10 protein-coding genes, 2 rRNA genes and 1 pseudogene are annotated in these 17,676 nt (G+C 59.9%); 6 read left to right on the top strand and 7 right to left on the bottom strand.

The window, feature by feature from the left end; genetic code table 11:
- Nucleotides 1-61 precede the first annotated feature (61 nt).
- Together mmsB and BT119_RS23705 are read right to left on the bottom strand one after the other, a co-directional pair.
- Nucleotides 62-949 carry a 3-hydroxyisobutyrate dehydrogenase gene (gene mmsB / locus BT119_RS23710; RefSeq protein ID WP_003435574.1) on the bottom strand — a complete coding sequence of 296 codons (888 nt, stop codon included), beginning with the start codon at nucleotides 947-949 and terminating at the stop codon, nucleotides 62-64.
- A gap of 33 nt (nucleotides 950-982) precedes the next feature.
- Complete coding sequence (locus tag BT119_RS23705; RefSeq protein ID WP_072367028.1) at nucleotides 983-2,509, bottom strand: CoA-acylating methylmalonate-semialdehyde dehydrogenase; 1,527 nt, start codon at nucleotides 2,507-2,509, stop codon at nucleotides 983-985.
- A gap of 158 nt (nucleotides 2,510-2,667) precedes the next feature.
- On the opposite strand from BT119_RS23705, the gene BT119_RS23700 reads away from it, so the two are divergent.
- From BT119_RS23700 to BT119_RS23670, 6 genes and pseudogenes are all read left to right on the top strand, one after another.
- Nucleotides 2,668-3,615: a LysR family transcriptional regulator gene (locus BT119_RS23700; RefSeq protein ID WP_058396809.1), complete on the top strand. Its 948-nt coding sequence runs from the start codon at nucleotides 2,668-2,670 to the stop codon at nucleotides 3,613-3,615.
- A gap of 235 nt (nucleotides 3,616-3,850) precedes the next feature.
- Entirely contained in the window at nucleotides 3,851-5,011 is a 1,161-nt protein-coding gene (locus BT119_RS23695) for a polymorphic toxin type 44 domain-containing protein (RefSeq protein WP_072367027.1), read from the top strand.
- Nucleotides 5,012-5,415: 404 nt separating this feature from the next.
- A pseudogene (locus BT119_RS23685) lies at nucleotides 5,416-6,168 on the top strand (polymorphic toxin type 44 domain-containing protein); the annotation flags it as partial.
- Nucleotides 6,143-6,571 (top strand): hypothetical protein, encoded by a 429-nt coding sequence (locus tag BT119_RS23680; RefSeq protein WP_072367026.1) that lies wholly within the window; start codon nucleotides 6,143-6,145, stop codon nucleotides 6,569-6,571. The pseudogene BT119_RS23685 and the gene BT119_RS23680, both read left to right, overlap by 26 nt.
- Nucleotides 6,572-6,714: 143 nt before the next feature.
- Entirely contained in the window at nucleotides 6,715-7,227 is a 513-nt protein-coding gene (locus BT119_RS23675; RefSeq protein ID WP_326828265.1) for a YeeE/YedE family protein, read from the top strand.
- 2 nt (nucleotides 7,228-7,229) lie between these two features.
- Nucleotides 7,230-7,646: a DUF6691 family protein gene (locus tag BT119_RS23670; protein WP_003371057.1), complete on the top strand. Its 417-nt coding sequence runs from the start codon at nucleotides 7,230-7,232 to the stop codon at nucleotides 7,644-7,646.
- A gap of 107 nt (nucleotides 7,647-7,753) precedes the next feature.
- Here the strand turns inward: BT119_RS23670 and recD are convergent, their stop codons facing one another.
- The 5 genes from recD to BT119_RS23645 all read right to left on the bottom strand — a co-directional run.
- Nucleotides 7,754-9,847: an exodeoxyribonuclease V subunit alpha gene (recD, locus tag BT119_RS23665; RefSeq protein ID WP_072367025.1), complete on the bottom strand. Its 2,094-nt coding sequence runs from the start codon at nucleotides 9,845-9,847 to the stop codon at nucleotides 7,754-7,756.
- Nucleotides 9,844-13,536, bottom strand: a complete 3,693-nt coding sequence (gene recB / locus BT119_RS23660) for an exodeoxyribonuclease V subunit beta (RefSeq protein WP_072367024.1) — start codon at nucleotides 13,534-13,536, stop codon at nucleotides 9,844-9,846. The genes recD and recB overlap by 4 nt, the downstream gene beginning before the upstream one ends.
- Entirely contained in the window at nucleotides 13,533-17,006 is a 3,474-nt protein-coding gene (recC, locus tag BT119_RS23655) for an exodeoxyribonuclease V subunit gamma (RefSeq protein ID WP_072367023.1), read from the bottom strand. Before recC ends, recB begins: the two co-directional genes overlap by 4 nt.
- A gap of 194 nt (nucleotides 17,007-17,200) precedes the next feature.
- Nucleotides 17,201-17,316 (bottom strand): 5S ribosomal RNA (gene rrf, locus BT119_RS23650).
- Nucleotides 17,317-17,470: 154 nt separating this feature from the next.
- Nucleotides 17,471-17,676 (bottom strand): 23S ribosomal RNA (locus BT119_RS23645); the annotation flags it as partial.

Genomic DNA, 17,676 nt, shown 5'->3' with positions numbered 1-17,676 from the left:
TTTCCTAATGTAAAAACCGGATACACAGCAACGCCCCACTGATTCCCGACACGGGTGACGCCTAGGCTTTCGGGCGATACCCCTCAATGATCGCCGAGAAGTCCTTGCCGCCATCACCGCGCAGGCTCATGGCCTGGTACAGCTGTTGCGCCACTGCGCCGAGGATGACCGGTTGATGCGCAGCGCGCGCGGCCTCGGTTGCCAGGCCCAGGTCCTTGAGCATCAACTCGGCGCCAAAGCCGCCACTGTAACCGCGTGACGCGGGCGCGGTTTCGACGATGCCGGGCCACGGGTTGTAGGCCTCGGAACTCCAGCAACGACCGGTCGAGGTATTGATGATGCCGGCCAGCACTTGGGTATCGATACCCAGTGCATTGCCCAGCGCCATAGACTCGGCCACGCCGATCATGGAAATCGCCAGCAGCATGTTGTTGCAGATCTTGGCAATCTGGCCGGTGCCCACGTCACCACAATGCACGATGTTGCGGCCCATCTGTTCCAGCACCGGTTTGAGCACGGCGAAATGCCCGGCAGAGCCTCCGACCATGAAGGTCAGGGTCCCGGCCTGCGCCCCACCGGTGCCGCCCGACACCGGCGCATCGCCCAACACCACGCCTTGCTGCGCAGCGACAGCGGCGATGTCGCGGATGGTCTGCGGGTCGATGGTGCTGCAATCAACCGCCGGGACGCCTCGTGCGATGCCTTTCAGCACGCCGTCGTCGCTCAGGTACACGCTGCGCACATGTGCCGCTGCGGGCAGCATGGTGATGACCAGCTCACTGCCCTGAGCCGCCTGTGCGGGTGAGTCACTGACCTGTGCGCCCAGCTCGGCGAACTCAGCCAGTACGCTCTTGTTGAGGTCGAACACCTGCAAGGCGTGACCGGCTCTGATCAGGTTGCGGGCCATGGGCGCGCCCATATTGCCCAGACCGATAAATGCGATGTTCATTATTGTTCTCCCGAGCGAATTGACCGCCAGCGCTCAGCGCAGATTGATCGTGGTGTTCACGCCATCGTTGACGCTATCGTCATCGAACCAGCGACTGGTGACGGTCTTGGTCTGCGTGTAGAACTGCACCACCTGTTTGCCGTACGGGCCCAGATCGCCCAGTTTGGAACCTCGCGAGCCGGTAAAACTGAAAAACGGCACCGGCACGGGAATCGGAATATTGATCCCGACCTGCCCGACATCAATCTCGCTTTGAAACTTGCGTGCCGCCGCACCGCTCTGGGTGAACAGCCCGGTGCCGTTGCCGAACGGGTTGGCGTTGACCAGCGCGATCGCCTCATCGAGGGTATCGACTTCCAGCACCACCAGCACCGGCCCGAAAATTTCCTGGGTGTAGATCTGCATGTCGGTGGTGACGCCCGAGAACAAGGTCGGCCCCACGAAGTTGCCGCCCTCGTAACCCGGAACCGAAACCTCCCGACCATCCAGTTCCAGCGTCGCGCCTTCACGCACGCCGCTCTCGATCAGATCCAGAATGCGTTGTTTGGCCCGTCGTGAAATCACCGGCCCGATGTCAGTGCCCGGCTCCTTACCGGCATTGACCTTGAGAGTCTGCGCCCGTGCCTTGAGGTCAGGCAGCCACTGTTTCGACGCGCCGACCAGCACCACCACAGAAGTCGCCATGCAACGCTGACCCGCCGCACCGAAACCCGCGCCCACCAGCGCGTTCAGCGTTTGCTCACGGTTGGCATCGGGTAGCACCACGGCATGATTCTTCGCACCCATCATTGCCTGCACCCGCTTGCCATGCCGACCGGCCAGATCGTAGACATGCGTGCCGACCGCCGTTGAACCGACGAAGGAAACAGCCTTGATGTCCTTGTGCGTGCAGATCGCGTTCACCACCTCCTTGCCACCATGCACCACGTTGAGCACACCGGGCGGCACCCCCGCCTCGATCGCCAGCTCGACCAGCAACAGGGTCGACAGCGGATCCTGCTCGGAAGGCTTGAGCACGAATGTATTGCCGCAGGCGATCGCCATCGGAAACATCCACAGCGGAATCATCGCCGGGAAGTTGAACGGCGTGATCCCGGCGCACACACCGATCGGCTGGCGCAGGGTATAGGTGTCAACGCCACTGGCGACGTTCTCGGCAAACTCGCCCATTTGCAGCGTGCCGATCGAACAGGCGTGCTCGACCACTTCCAGGCCCCGAAAAATATCGCCCTCGGCATCGGCCAGCGTCTTGCCCTGCTCGGCACTGAGTACCGCCGCGATGCGCCTGGAGTGCTCGCGGATCAGCGCCTGCAACTTGAGCATGATGCGCATACGCACACCAATGGGTGTTTCACGCCAGGTTCGATAGGCCGCGTGAGCAGCGGCGACAGCGGCGTCCACTTCACTGGCCGTGGCGAATGGCACCTGGGCGAGGATTTCCTGAGTGGCGGGATTGACGATGTCTTGCCATTCGCTGCTTTGCGAGTCGGTCCACTCGCCGTTGATCAGCAGTTTCACGCGAGCAATCGAGGTCGTCGTGTGGTTCAGTGAGGCATTCATTTCAGCGATTCTCCCTTCAGCAAACCACGCATCCACAGCTTGTGCAGAAGGATGAGCGTGGCCTCCCGGCAGTCTTGTTTTTGAATTGGTCAGGGGGCGTGCTTTGGAGTATAGATGTGCAAACTTCTAACAAGAACGAAGATAAAAGCAGGGTCAACATGCAAAAAAACATCACCTCCCTGGGGCTGTTGAACTGGGATGACCTGAAGTTTTTCCTTGAGGTGGCACGCACCCGAAAAGTCAGCAGCGCGGCCCGGCGTCTGGGCGTTGACTACACCACCGTGTCGCGGCGCATCAACTCGCTGGAAACCTCACTGGGCACACTGCTTTTCGAGAAATCGCGCACCAACGGCTTCATCATGACCGCCGAAGGTCAGCGCCTGCTGGGTTATGCCGAGTCCATCGAAAGCACACTGCACATGGCTTGCGAACAGGTTTCCGGGTCCAGCGTCGCGCTATCAGGGCATGTGCGCATGGGCTGCACCGAAGGCTTCGGCAGCTTCTTCATCACCCCGCAACTGAGCCACTTTCTCGACAGCTACCCGAGCATTTCGCTGGACATCCTGCCGCTGCCGCACTTCATCAGCCTGTCTAAGCGCGAGGCGGATATCGTCATCGCCCTGGAGCGCCCCGAACACGGTCCTTACGTGTGTTGCAAACTCTGCGATTACAGCCTGGGTCTGTACGCCACCCAGGCCTACCTCGACAACCACTCGCCCATCGAACACAAAGCGGACCTGAGCGAGCACGTCTTCATCAGCTACGTCGACGACTTGGCGTTCAGCTCCGAGCTGCTGTACATGAGCAACCTGCTGCCCAACGCCCAGGCACGGCTGCGCAGCACCAGCGTCATCGCCCAATACACCGCCGCCCTGCAGGGCCGCGCACTGGCCATCCTGCCATGCTTCCTCGCCGCTCAAGACCCACGGCTGCTGCCGGTGCTGAGGGAGGAAGTGAACATTACTCGTCAATTCTGGATGTACTGCCGGGAGGACCTGCGCAAGTTGAAGCGGATCACGTTGCTGTGGGATTACATTCGGGAGGTGACGGAGTTGAATAAGGGGTTTCTGTTGGGGGAAAACCGCGCTATTCGCTTCCTTCAATGACAGATTTTCGAGGGATCAGGTGGCCTTATAGTCGCGGGGCAGACCGAAGTTGGCGGTTTGTCATACTGATGCTGGTCCGCTCCCATTGAGGTGACCCCGACTTTTAGATCAGGTTCTCAAGGTCCTTCGCAAAACTAAGATTTCCCCTACATACCGCTTTTTGCGCTTCCGGTAGCCTCCCACGCGTCAACTAAACGCTGGTTGTTTACGGATCAAAACGCAGGGACGGGATGCAATGATTTCTTCAGCCCGATTGGGCGACAAGCAAGCCTGCCCATTACCGGGGCACGGTACAACGCCTATCGCTTCTGCATCCGATGACGTCAACATCAACGGCATGGGCGCGGCACGTGTGGGGGATACCTGCGGGTGTGGCGCGGTCATCACTACAGGCTTTCCTTCCATTCTGGTGAATGGCCGTCCTATGGCCCACCTAGGAAGCCCCACCAGTCACGGCGGGACAATCATCACGGGCTCAGGCAATGTGGGTGGCGGCTTCGTCATGGGCGACGCTGGTGGCGCGCCCCTTATTAACTTCATGGTGCTGGGGGCCTTCCGGCCAGACGGTTCCGTGGACGACGAGAAGATGGCGACCTTGCTGGCTGACCCGAAGCTCACGGAGAAAGCCTTGGCGGCGAACGCTTTGGTAGGCCCTGAGGCCGCTGGTGAGAAGTCAGATGCGCAGCCTGAGTCAAAAGCGGAACCTGTTGTTTGCAAACACCCTGACAGGATGGAAGAGCTGGCGACATACATTGCGGACGAGATGAATCGCAATATTCATCACCCTTCTGTTTTGAAAATGAAAAAACTGCTCAGTTATGACGTTGCCGAAGAGACTCGCAAGCAAATGGACCTGCCTTGGTATGCTCAAGTTGGCGCGACGAGCCCCCAAACTATTGGCGCAGCAAATGGCGCTGCTGCGTTGGTGATTTGGACTGAGCGTGTAGGGCAGTATAGGGATTGGGACCACAAGCCGAAAATCCATAAGAAGTTCGGTGGGTATTACCACAAGCAAGGAGAGTACGAGTATTTTTATGATATTTGGTCTAACATCCACTACGGATATGTTGGCCGCGCAGGCGGTCTTTCAGAAAGCGTGCTTGCCGACGGTGCGGGGTTAGAGCAGATAGTCTCAGACTCTGTCGGGGCGATCAGTGACATAACAAAACCACAGGTAAGCAGAAAACACCGGGGGCCTCAACGTGCCGAGAACGTAGAGGGACTCCGCGCCTGGGACGACGATCCCGACCGAATATCTGTCGGGATCGGGATTAAACTCTTTAACCTGCACCCTCATGGTGGCATAACATCGAAAATGATAATGAAAGAGGTTCTTTCGGTTGCACCACAAGCATGGGGAGCAGGTGTCATTGATCATCAATGTGAGAAAACTTAAGTTGCGTCATGCAGTTTTGTTCGCGCTTATAGCTCTGCTAACGGCTTGGTATGCTGCTACCCCCAGCGTAGTTATTCATTACTCCAAAGAAGCTACGGATGAACTTCGTTTAGTATGGGATACGCAACACCAAATTCATAGAGAGAGGATGCTTCCGGGAGAAGCGTCATCTGATGTTGGTCATCTATTCCCCGATGAAGATTTTTTTATGGTTTTCTTTTGGGGCCCCATCAAGGGCCATATGAGATGTATCGACATAACGCCCAAGCGCTGGGCTACGTTAGATATATACCTAACGGAGTCGGGTAGAGTCGACATTAACAAAACATCTCCCGCCATTATTGAACGCTTGAAAAAATGTGAGGGCGAACCTGATCCTTTCCGGCACTAAGGTGCCCTTAGAACCTAAGGCTGCCGCTAGGGAGTCAGAGGCGAAGCCTTAGCCAAAAGCGGAACCTGTTGTTAGCAAACACCCTGACAGGATGGAAGAGCTGGCGACTTATATTGCTGGAGAGATGAACGCCAACATCAATAGTCCAGAAGTTCGTCAGATGAGAGACCTCAATAGCTTCGATGCGGCGGCAAAGATGAAGGAGTATGAGGCGCTTCCATTTTACCTGCGCCTTGGTCCCGGCCCGGATTTCTGCAGCATGGCGGCCGGTATGCAAGCAAAGGCTTTTGCTATCTGGGCAGAACGTGTTGGTCAGAATCGCCCGTGGGACCACAAACCGATACTCGCCGCGAAATACGATGGCGTCGTCTACCACAAACAGGGCGATTACGATTACTTCTATGACATCTGGTCGAACATTCACTATGGATACGTCGGGCGAGTTGGTGGGCTTTCCGAAAGCATCCTTTTGGATGGCGCAGGTGCTGAGCAGATCGTTTCAGACACACTCAGGAAAGCAGTCGAGGTCCTACAGAAACCGAAAGAGGAAAGAAAACTTTCGGGGCCTAATCGCTCGGCCGACATTGATGGACTCCGAGCATGGGACGACGCCCCAGACCGGATTTCGATTAGCATTGGGATCAAGCTGTTCAGCCAAAACCCCACAGGTGGAATTACGGCACAAATGGTAATGAAGGAAGTTCTTGCAGTAGCACCTGGAGCATGGGGAAAAGGCATCCGTGAACACAAATGCAAGCAAAACTAAAACCGGGTATGGCCGTTGGCTGCTTGTTGGCCTATTGGTCGGCCCTATCGCTTTTTGGTACTTAGCTTCTCCAGTCGTGGCAGTAAATTTTTCTCATGAAGGAAAGGAAGAGTACCGATACATCTGGAACACTCAGCATCAAATCTATAAGGGTGACATGCCCGCAGGTGGCGGCTCAGCGGTCGAGTGGGGCCAAATCTTCACTGATAAAGATTTCTTCATGAGGTTCGATTGGTGGACCGACAAGGGATTTCAGAGGTGTTTCTACGTAACACCGAAATGGGGGCGGATGATAGACATCTATCTTGATGATATCGGCAGGATCGACACGGCGAAAACGGCGCCTGAGGTCATTGCTCGTCTGAAACAGTGTCCTGGGCGAGCAGACCCCTTCCAGCCCTGAGGCGTGCTACCCGCGCCACGTCAAACTCGGCACAGCCAATGAGTAAACACAGAAGATACTCCCATGGCTGCCTTGGTAGGCCGAGCCGATAGCTGACTCCTCCATTAACTCTCGCACAGCAGCCGCGCAACCCACCCGGGCAGATGGTTATCATGCCGGTGATAGTGCTTTACCAGTCAACGCCCCCCCCCACAGGCCCCCCTTTGTGCAGGAAATACGAAATGAGCATTGATTGGATCAACTTCACACCCTGGACGTCATTATGCGGAGGAGCCTTGATAGGGCTGGCCGTCAGCTTGTTCGTTCTCGCGAATGGTCGTATTGCCGGCATCAGCGGCGTGTTGGGGGGCTTTTTGCAATTGGGCAGTGAAGGCTGGGGCGAGAAGGCGCTGTTCCTGCTTGGCCTGTTGATTTCGCCATTATTGTGGGCGGCGTTCACAGCGTTGCCGGAGATAGAGATTAATTCAGAATGGCCCGCTCTGGTCATCGCGGGCCTGCTCGTTGGCGTGGGTACCCGTTACGGTTCGGGCTGTACGAGTGGTCATGGTGTGTGCGGGATATCCCGCTTGTCTCCTCGCTCCATCGTGGCGACGCTATGCTTTATGGCTACCGGATTTGCGACGGTATACGTCAGTCGCCATGTACTGGGGGTCTGAAGATGCTCAAGGTGACCGCATTTTTTGCAGGCTTGATATTTGGCTTTGGTCTGCTTTTGGCTGGCATGGCAAACCCTGCCAAGGTATTGGCTTTTCTTGATGTAAGCGGAACGTGGGATCCATCGCTTGCTCTGGTAATGGCAGGTGCTATCTCGGTGGCGGTCGTCCCCCTGAACTGGGCGCGCAGGAACAGGCAATCCTTGCTGGGTGCCCGTATGCAACTCCCGGTGAAAACCCAGCTGGACGCCCGCTTGATCGTTGGCAGCCTGGTGTTCGGGATTGGCTGGGGCATTGCGGGAATCTGCCCTGGGCCAGCGGTCGCCACTCTGCTTACAGGACACTGGAAAATCCTCATATTCCTATTAGCCTTACTGGCCGGTATGTACCTGTTTTCCGCTCTCGAGAAACGACGCACGTAACTCTCAGGTTGTTGCGGCCGGGGCTGCGCCCACAGGACTGACAGCCCTCGTAAAGCATCACCGACAGCATGCCAACGCGGAGCATCGGCACGAGAGTCGACTGCTGATCAAAGCCCCAACATCAGCCCACTCAGACGTTTGACCTTGCGGCGCAGGGCTTCTTCGAAGATGCCCTGGCGCGGTTCGATCAGGCTGAACCAGTGCTTGGCGCGGGTGATGCCGGTGTAGATGAGCTCCTTGGTCAGTACCGGGTTGAGCGCTTCGGGCAGGATCAGGGCGGTGTGGGCGAATTCCGAGCCCTGGGATTTGTGTACGGTCATGGCGTACACGGTTTCGACCTCGTTGAGGCGGCTGGGCAGGACGAAGCGTACGCCTTCGCTGCCGTCGTTGCGGGGGAAGGCGACGCGCAACACCTGTTTGCCCTCGCCGTCGCGCTCGGGCAGGCGCAAGGTGATGCCGATGTCGCCGTTCATCAGGCCGAGGCCATAGTCGTTGTGGGTCATCAGCACCGGGCGACCTTCGTACCATTGCTGTTCGCTTTCGATCAGCTTCGCGTTGAACAGCGCGTGAGTGATGCGCTGGTTCAAACCCTCCACACCCCACGGGCCTTTGCGCACGGCACACAGCAGTTGAAAGGCGTCGAAGGCGCTGAGTACCGAGCGCGCCCAGCGGGTCCAGCACGCGTCGTCCAGTGCCGAATCGTCGGCGGGGCGCTCGGCGGCGAGTACGTTCAGGTAATGCCGGTAACCCTGCGGACCTTGCTCGCCCCTGCCAAGACCGTCGAGGACCAGGCGTTCGAACTTGAGGTCCTGCTCGCCCTTGAGGGCCAAGGCGAACAGGTCGTCGTGACTGCCCGCCGAGAGCAGCGCGCGGGCCTGTTGGTCATGTTGCTGGTTGACCAGCCGGGCCAGCTGGCCGATGCCGCTGCCTTGGCCGAAGCGACGCGAGTGGCGCAGCATCACCACTTGCTGGGCCAACGGATGCTGCTGTGCATCGCCCTGGCGCAAACCGCCCTTGCCGAGGTCTTCGCCGCTGACGGCTTCCAGCCAGGCCTGGGTGTCGGGGCTGTAGAAACCTTCTTCGGCGTCGCGGCACAAATCCCCGAGTACCGCCCCTGCCTCAACGGAGGCCAGCTGGTCCTTGTCACCCAGCAGAACCATGCGCGCATGCGGCGGCAGTGCGTCGAGCAGATTGGCCATCATTTCCAGGTCGATCATGGAGGCTTCATCAACCACCAGCACATCCAGCGGCAGTAAATTGCCCGCATGGTGGCGGAAGTGCCGGGTACCGGGGCGACTGCCCAGCAAGCGGTGGACGGTGGTCACCTCGCTGGGGATTTTCTGTCGTACGTCGTCACTGACATCCAGGCTCTGCACCTGTTGACTGATGGACTCGGTCAGACGTGCCGCCGCCTTGCCGGTAGGTGCCGCGAGACGGATACGCAGCGGTTGGCCATTCTGTACCGCCGGGGCCTGCAACAAGGCCAGCAGGCGCACCACCGTGGTGGTTTTGCCGGTGCCGGGGCCGCCGGTGATGATGCTGAAGCCCTTGCGGGTCGCCAGTGCGCAGGCAAGTTTCTGCCAGTCGATGACAGCTTGTGGCGAAGAATTGGCCGGGCCGAACAATGCGTCGAGCTGCTGCGGCAGATCCTCCGGCGGCGTTTCACGCTGTGCCAGGCGCTGACGCAAGGCTGCTGCGATACGCCGTTCGTAAGTCCAGTAGCGACGCAGGTACAGACGCCGCTCGGCCAGCACCAGCGGTTTTTGTCGCGCTTCGGCACTTGAATCGCCCACCTCGGCAACCAGCATGCTGCCGGCCAGCGCATGGCACCAGGCGGCGCCATCCAGTGCTGCCAGCAGTTGTGAGGGCAGCAGCATCGGCGCGCTCTGCTGATCGCCTTCGGGTGGCAGTGACAGGGCGAAGTCCGGTTCTTTGAGGGTCTCGTACAGGTCAAGGCAGACGTGACCGTGGCCGAGCTGATGGCTGGTAAGCGCCGCAGCCACCAGCACCAACGGATCGGCGTGCGGATCGAGGTCACTGAGGAACGCGACGAACGCTTTGTCCAGAGCACGCAACCAGCCGCGCTCGACCCAGCGTTCGAGCAGGATCAGCAGATCGCTGACACGCGTCAGCGGGCTCAACTCAGCGAGGCTGATGTCGTCCAGCGCTGTAGGCAACAGATCATCGAACGAGCGGCTCATGCCAATGCTCCCGGCAGGTCATGCGCTATCGGTTTGCCCTGAAACAGCAGGTCCAGACTCTCGATCAGTTCACGTGGCGGACGGGTGAAATACGCTCCCTGAGAGGCCGAGCGACTGCCGCGCAGAAACAGGTAAAGCGCGCCGCCCATGTGCTGGTCGTAATCGTAGTCGGCCATCCGCGCCTTGAGCTGACGGTGAAGGGCCAGCAGGTAGAGGACGTATTGCAGGTCATAGCGGTTGTCGAGAATGGCGGTTTCCATCGCCAGCTGGGTGTACGCACTGTCGTCGCTGCCCAGCCAGTTGGACTTGTAGTCGGCCACGTAATACCGGCCTTCGTGTTCGAACGTCAGGTCGATAAAGCCCTTGAACATGCCGTTGAGCGAGACCGTCTCGGTCCCAGCACGCGGTGCGTTGTCGTGGGTGAAGCGGCGCACGAGGGCGTCCATCTGCGCGACGTTGACGTTATTGCTGGCGAACCAGAATTCCATCTCCACACGGTACTGATTGGGCTGATCCAGTTCGCCCAGGGCCACCGGTGCGGCGTCCGGCGACAGGCGCAACGGCATGTTCAGCATGTGTTGCAGCCAATCGCTCAGGGTATTGATCCAGCCCGCCCAGCCGCGTCGATTGCAGCGCCGGGCGACGGCGTCCTGCAGTTTCTCCGGCGCGTGCGCGGTCATCGCAAACCCTTCGTTGCCAGCCCACTCGAGCAGCCCGTGCAGAAAGGTGCCGGGATTGGGGCCACGCGGAAAACGATGGATATCGCCGCCGCTGGTCAGGATGTCGCGCGGGGCTTCAGGGTCCAGACGCTCGTCGTCGAACAGTTTCTGTGCCTGCGGGCTGTCAGGCGACTCATCGGCACCGGCCGTTACCGTGTCGCCGATGCGCAGGGCGCTGTAGGACGCGATCCACCAGTTCTCGGCAGCGCGGCGTTTGGGCACCAGCAGCTTGACCAGCGCCGCTTCGTTGCGCGGCGCACTGAAGCGCTCGTCGGTGGGCTCCGGCACAGATTGCAAGGCAATCGCGTCACACCCCTGGGCAAGATCACGCAGCCAGACGTTCAGCTCCGCCGACTCGGCCAGCACTGCGCCACCGCCCAACAGGTAACCCAGTGCGGAACGGTGCAGCATCGAGGTGTTGGCATTGCCACGCTTGAGGTCGGCGACGCCCAGCCAGCAGGCATGTTCCGATCGCGTGAGGGCGACGTAGAGCAGACGCAGGTCTTCGGCCAGACGTTCATCATCGGCTTGTTGAATCAGCGCCTCGGTAGGCTGCAGGCTGATCTGGGACTTGCCGTCGGCGTCATGAAACTGAAGAGGCAAGCGACTGCCGTCCACCGGTTTCGAGGAGCAAATGAACGGCAGGAACACCAGCGGGTACTGCAAGCCCTTGGACTTGTGGATGGTGACCACCTTGACCAGTTGCTCATCGCTTTCCAGACGCAGGATCTGCTCTTCCCCGGCCTGGCCGGAGAGTGCCAGATGGTCGCCCAGATGACGGATCAGCGCCTGCTCGCCATCCAGTTCGGCGGCGGCCTGCTGCAGCAGTTCAGACAGGTGCAGCAGGTTGGTGAGTACTCGTTCGCCATCGTTGCGGGTCATCAAGGTCTGTGGCAGGGCAAAGTCGTGCAACAGACGGCGCAGCATCGGCAGCACGCCCTGGCTGCGCCATATGGCGCGATAGCCACGAAACTGCATGACGCGCCGCTCCCACGCCAGCTCGTCCTGATTCAGACGCTCCAGCTCGGCCAGCGGCAGGTCCAGCGTGATACACGCCAGCGCGGCACGCAGTGTGCGTTCGGAGTCCGGCTCGGCGCAGGCCTTGAGCCAGGACAGCAGGTCGTGGGCTTCCTGAGCGGCGAACACCGAATCCTTGTCGGACAGGTACACGCTGCGCACACCACGCGCGGTCAGTTGCTGACGCACCGCCTGCGCTTCCTTGCCGTCGCGGACCAGAATCGCAATGTCGGCCGGACGCAGCCCGCGCAGAGTGTTGTCGGGCGTAACGAAACCGGCACGGCCCTGCTGACCGGCATTGAGCAGACGCACGATCTCGCTCGCGCAACTGGCTGCCAACTGCTGACGATAAACCACGCCGGACACCGGCTGGTCGCTTGGCAAGTGCCAGACCGTCAGCGCCGTCAGGGGTGCGCCGTCGACATGCAGCGCCTCTTTGCGGCCTTGGGCCAGCGCATCGGAGAACGGCACCTGATTGCCGTGCTCATCACGAAACAGGAACGCACCGCGACCTTGCTCTCGTTGCTCTGCCCGCGTGAAGACGTGGTTGACCGACTCGACCATCGCATGACTGGAGCGGTAGTTGGTGTCCAGCGTATGCCAACGGCCATCGGTCGCCTGGCGGGCACGCAGGTAGGTGTAGATATCGGCGCCGCGAAACGCGTAGATCGCCTGTTTCGGGTCGCCAATCAGGAACAGCCCGGTCTGCTCATCGTTGGCCTCAAGACGATAGATGCTGTCGAAGATCCGGTACTGAACAGGGTCGGTGTCCTGGAATTCGTCGATCAACGCCACCGGAAATTGCTCGCGAATCAGGGTGGCCAGACGCTCGCCGCCCGCGCCATGCAGGGCCGCGTCGAGCCTGAGCAGCATGTCATCAAAGCCCATCTCGGCGCGGCGACGCTTCTCCTCTTCAAAGCGCGCGCTGACCCACTGCGCCGCATGCTGCAACACAGCAGCATCGGGTTTGGGCAAACCGTCGAGCGCCGCCTTCAACTGTGCCATGGCCTCGAAGGCCGGGTGCACAGGTGGCTCGCTCTTCCAGGCTTCGGCAATGCCGTCGGGGGTCAGACGAGTGAAACCGGTGCCCAGATCCAGCGCTTCCTGTGTGTCGTCAGCGGCCCAGGCAGCAAGTTTTTCAAACCAGGGTTTGAAGTAGCGTTCCTGCATCTTGCGGCCGTCGACTGCCTTGCGAGCGACCGCGTCCTGACAGAGCGCATACAACTCGTCGGCCCACACGGCCCACGGCGCCTTCAGCGCGGCAAGCGCTGCCCGGCGCTCTTGCAATGACGCCGCAATCAGTTCGGCCGGTTCCTGGGTGAGTGGACTGCGATCACGGCCGAACAGACCTCGCACACGCGGCAGCAACGCCGCCGGACCGCTGAGGTTTTCCCGCACCCAGAGCAATGCGTCGCCGCTCATGGGGTAACAGAAGCGGCGCCAGTAATCGCGCAGGACTTCGCCGAGCAAATCGCTGTGGTCGGTTTCCAGCGTCTGGGTGAACAGACTGCCGCTGTCGAATGCGTGTTCGCGCAACATGCGCTGGCACCAACTGTGGATGGTCGAGACCGCGGCCTCGTCCATCCACTGTGCGGCAATGTCCAGACGGCTGGCGCAGGCTGGCCATAGCGACGCTTCGAACTGTTCACGCAGATCGGCAATCAGGCCATCGGGGGCGGCGATCTCGTCACGGAAGAAGCGAGCGGCCTCCGCCAGCCGGGTACGGATTCTGTCACGCAATTCTTTGGTTGCGGCATCGGTAAAGGTCACCACAAGGATCTGCGGCGGCAGCAGTTCGCGACCAAAGCCGGACTGCTCGGTGCCGTGGCCGAGCACCAGACGCAAGTACAGAGCGGAGATGGTGAAGGTCTTGCCGGTGCCAGCGCTGGCCTCGATCAACTGGCTGCCGCGCAGTGGAAAGCGCAGCGCGAGAGGAAGGGATTGCTCGCTCATGCGCCACCCTCCCCGCCGGACAACGACTGCCACGGCGCATCGTAAATCGGTTTGTAAAGCGTCTCGCACCAGCCTGCGAATTCTTCACTGCCCATCAGTGCGTCAAAGTCCGGAAACTGCCGGGCCAGTGCCGTGCTTTCGCGGCGCTCGCCATCGGTGGTCTGTCCGTCACCTTCGTAGGCTTTGCGGGCAGCCGCTTCGGCTTTGTCGGCAGGCTGGCCCAACCAGGCGAAGGCGGTTTTGACCGCGACAGGCAGAGGTTCCTGCATGCCGTGCAGCCAGGCCGTCAGCAAGTGGTTGAGCGTGGTGACGGCACTCGCCCTGTCCAGCGGCTCCAGCATCAGGGTTTCATCACTGGCGACCAGTGCCGTGCTCAACGGCAGGTCGCAAGCGCACGCCACCAGATGGTTGACCCACGGCCGAATCAACCGGTGCCACTTGCGGGTCTTTTTCGAGCCGATGCTGTTGGGAATGGCGGTAACCAGCAACAGCTCGGCACGGGCGTTACGGTGCAACCCGCCCAGCCAGCCGTCGATGCTGACACCCGCATGGCCGAAGCTGATCGGTAAAGCGCTGCTCAGGGTCTCGGGCCAGAGGGTCAACAGATCGTGGTAGCGCCTGAGTACGTCAGGCAGCGGCTCGATCAGCTCGCTCTGCATCAAGGTGCCGAAACCTGCGAGCGGCAGCAGACCACTGGCTTGCAGTTTCAGCGCCTGAGTCTGTAGAGCAGCATCCATATTGTCCGGCGAGGACATACCTGCGCCAAGCAGGCTTTCACTCAGGCCATAGCGCTCAAGGGCATCGAGCACGAACGGCTCTTCGTCGGCGAGCGGCGCTTCAGCAACTTCGAAATAGATCTTCAGGCGCTGGCTGAAAAAATGTTTTACCGGGTTTCTCAGGAAATCCTGTAGCTGCGCAATGGACAGCGGTTCTTCCTGTTCATGAGGCGGCAGCGCTTGAGGCACGGGCACCTGAAGGTCGGTTTCATGCAGCAGACGCCACTCGCGGGCGAAGCTGAAGTACCCCGTGCCGGCGTGGAAGTAATTGGCGCTGAAGGGTTGCAAGGGGTGATTCACAGTCAGGGCTTTCAGCAAGCGCTCATCATCCTGTTTAACGTCCGGATCGGTCTCGCCGGCCAGCTTCCAGCCGCTGGCGAGGTGATCGCGAAGCTGACCGATGAGCACCGAAGCTGGACGCTCACTGTTGTCACGAATGCTGTGGCCAACCCAACTGACATACAACTGGTCCCTGGCCGAGAGCAAGGCTTCCAGCAACAGGTAACGATCGTCTTCACGCCGGGAACGGTCGCCGGGGCGGTAATCGCTGCCCATCAAATCGAAATCCAGCGGTGGTTGCGCGCGCGGATAATCGCCGTCGTTCATGCCCAACAGGCAGACCACTTTGAACGGGATGGCGCGCATGGGCATCAGCGTGCAGAAGTTGACCGAGCCCGCCAGAAAACGCTGGGACAGGCGCCCTTGATCGAGCCCGGCCAGCCAGGCCTCACGCACCACGGTCAGCGGCAGCTCTTCGGTCAGCCTTACCGTTGCACAGGTTTCCAGCCAGTTCTCGCGCAGTGTTTCCAGTTGGGCAAGCAGGTAGTCGTCATGCTCGCTGTCGGCGAGGAAGAACAACTGCAGCAGCGATTGCAGGCGGGCACCCCACGCTTCCGGAGTGGTGGGTGTCGACAACTCTGTGTGGGCGACCTGAAGAGCATCAATCAACGCGACCAGCGGACCGATCAACGCCGCATCAAGCCCGCCGATCTCATCGTAAGGTTCGATGCCGTCGTAAGCCGCCCCGGCACCCACGGCGTAACCCAGCAACATGCGACGCAGGCCGAAATGCCAGCTGTTCTGCTCAAGGGCATCCGGCAGCCCGAGGCCGGCCCGCTGCTGAGCATTAAGCCCCCAACGAATGCCTGCGCCTTCGATCCAGCGATGCAGTGTTGGCAGGTCGCGCTCTTGAATCCTGAAGCGTGCTCGCAAGGCTGGAACGTCCAGCAGGTCAAGAATCTCACTGACCGGGAAACGGCTGTCCGGGAGTTTGAGCAGGTGCTCGACGGCAATCAGCAACGGCTCGCGGCCGCGCTGGCCCTGATCAGCCAGCGTAAAGGGGATGAAGCGACGGTCTTCGCGTTCGATCTGTCCGAATACCGCTCGTATGTGTGGGGCATAGCTGTCGATATCCGGGACCATGACAATCACGTCACGCGGACGCAGGCCAGGGTCTTTGCTGAATCTCGCCAGTAGCTGGTCATGCAGCACTTCCACTTCGCGCTGCGCACTGTGAGCCACATGGAAGCGGATCGAGCGGTCCTCGAGAGGATCGACTGCCGGCCAGAGCTCACGGGTTTCATCCAGCGGACGCAGCTCGAGAATATCGTCCTGCAACTGGTTCAGCAGTGTGGTGGGCTCCGCTTCACTGAACAGATCAATGCGCTCGTCCTTGAACGAGGAACGGTAGCTGCGTGGATCGTCATGGCTGTCCAGCAGGTTGATGTAATCACGTCCCTGCTTGCCCCAGGCCGCGAGCAACGGGTGAGCATGCTGATGCAGCGCCTGCGGGTCGAGGACCATCGGCATTCCGCTCTTGCGCGCCTGACGTTTGTACTGGTGACGCAGCAGGTCCTTGTCGGCGACGATATCGGTCCAGTGGTGGCGACACGGGTTGTGGACACAGAGCAGAACCTGACTGAATCTGGCCAGCCCTGCCAACGCCTCGAGCGCTTGTGCAGGCAGTGACGAAATGCCGAAAACGATGACCCGTGCCGGCAAGCCCGGCGGCGCTTCGGTCATGTTGCCGATGCGCTCGATGAAACGCTGATGCACGCCCGCGCGGCTCTGCGACATCCCTTCAGCCCCGACGTCGTCCAGCAACGCACGCCACAGTTCGGCCTGCCAGCAATTGGCAGCTGACAATGGTCTGGACTGACCTCGTACGTCGCGCAATTGATGACGGCCAGCGGCCCAGTCTTCCAGCCAGTCCGCACGGTAAACCTGGTATTGGTCGAACAGATCGGACAGGCGCTCGGACAGTTGATAACGCTTGCGCAGATCAGTGTCGTCGGTCAGGAAGCGCTGCAGGGGTTCGAAGTGCGGCTGATGGATCAGCGACGGCAGCAAGCGCATCAAGCGCCAGGTCAAAGGGGTCTTGTCGAGCAAGGAAGTCTGGGGGATCTCATCTGCACCCAGCACCATGCGATACAGCGTCCACATGAAACTGCCGGGCAACTGGACGTCTATGGCGGCGGCGATACCACAGCCACCGTTGTCTTCATCCTGGGCATCTTCGGCCAAGGCCAGCTTCAACCATTGCGCAATGCCGTTGCTCTGCACCAGAGCAATCTCGTTTTCCAGGGGCGCCAATGGATATCGCCGCATCCAGGACACAACCAGACTGCGCAGTTCATCCGGGCGGTTGCCTTGAACCACCATGAAGCCTGCACTCAGAGAGGTTGTAACGGACATGCTTGCTTCCTTGACGGGTGCGTGGAACCTGATGCCGAACCATAAGGGCAAGCGCGCCGGATTGCCATAAGCACGTGGGTCTGGATGACTGCCGGAGAGGTAGAGTTATGAGCTCAGGAGGATGCAGAGGTTTCTGCAACCCCAGACAAACAAAAACCCTCAACGCGTAAGCGATGAGGGTTTCTGGAATTCAATCTTGACGATGACCTACTCTCACATGGGGAAACCCCACACTACCATCGGCGATACATCGTTTCACTACTGAGTTCGGGATGGGATCAGGTGGTTCCAATGCTCTATGGTCGTCAAGAAATTCGGGTACCGAATCGTGCCGTGCGGCGCGCTTCAGCAAATCGGGTATGTGATCGTCAGTTCAGGTGTCGTTCGTGACGCAAACTTTCGGTTCGTGTCGTCTTCACAGTCACCGCAATCTGGTCATTCGACGCAAATTGCTTGGGTGTTATATGGTCAAGCCTCACGGGCAATTAGTATTGGTTAGCTCAACGCCTCACAGCGCTTACACACCCAACCTATCAACGTCGTAGTCTTCGACGGCCCTTTAGGGAACTCAAGGTTCCAGTGAGATCTCATCTTGAGGCAAGTTTCCCGCTTAGATGCTTTCAGCGGTTATCTTTTCCGAACATAGCTACCCGGCAATGCCACTGGCGTG

It is taken from the genome of Pseudomonas sp. NFACC10-1 (assembly GCF_900119195.1).
Lineage (GTDB): Bacteria > Pseudomonadota > Gammaproteobacteria > Pseudomonadales > Pseudomonadaceae > Aquipseudomonas > Aquipseudomonas cerasi.
This window is presented reverse-complemented; position numbering and strand designations above follow the sequence as displayed.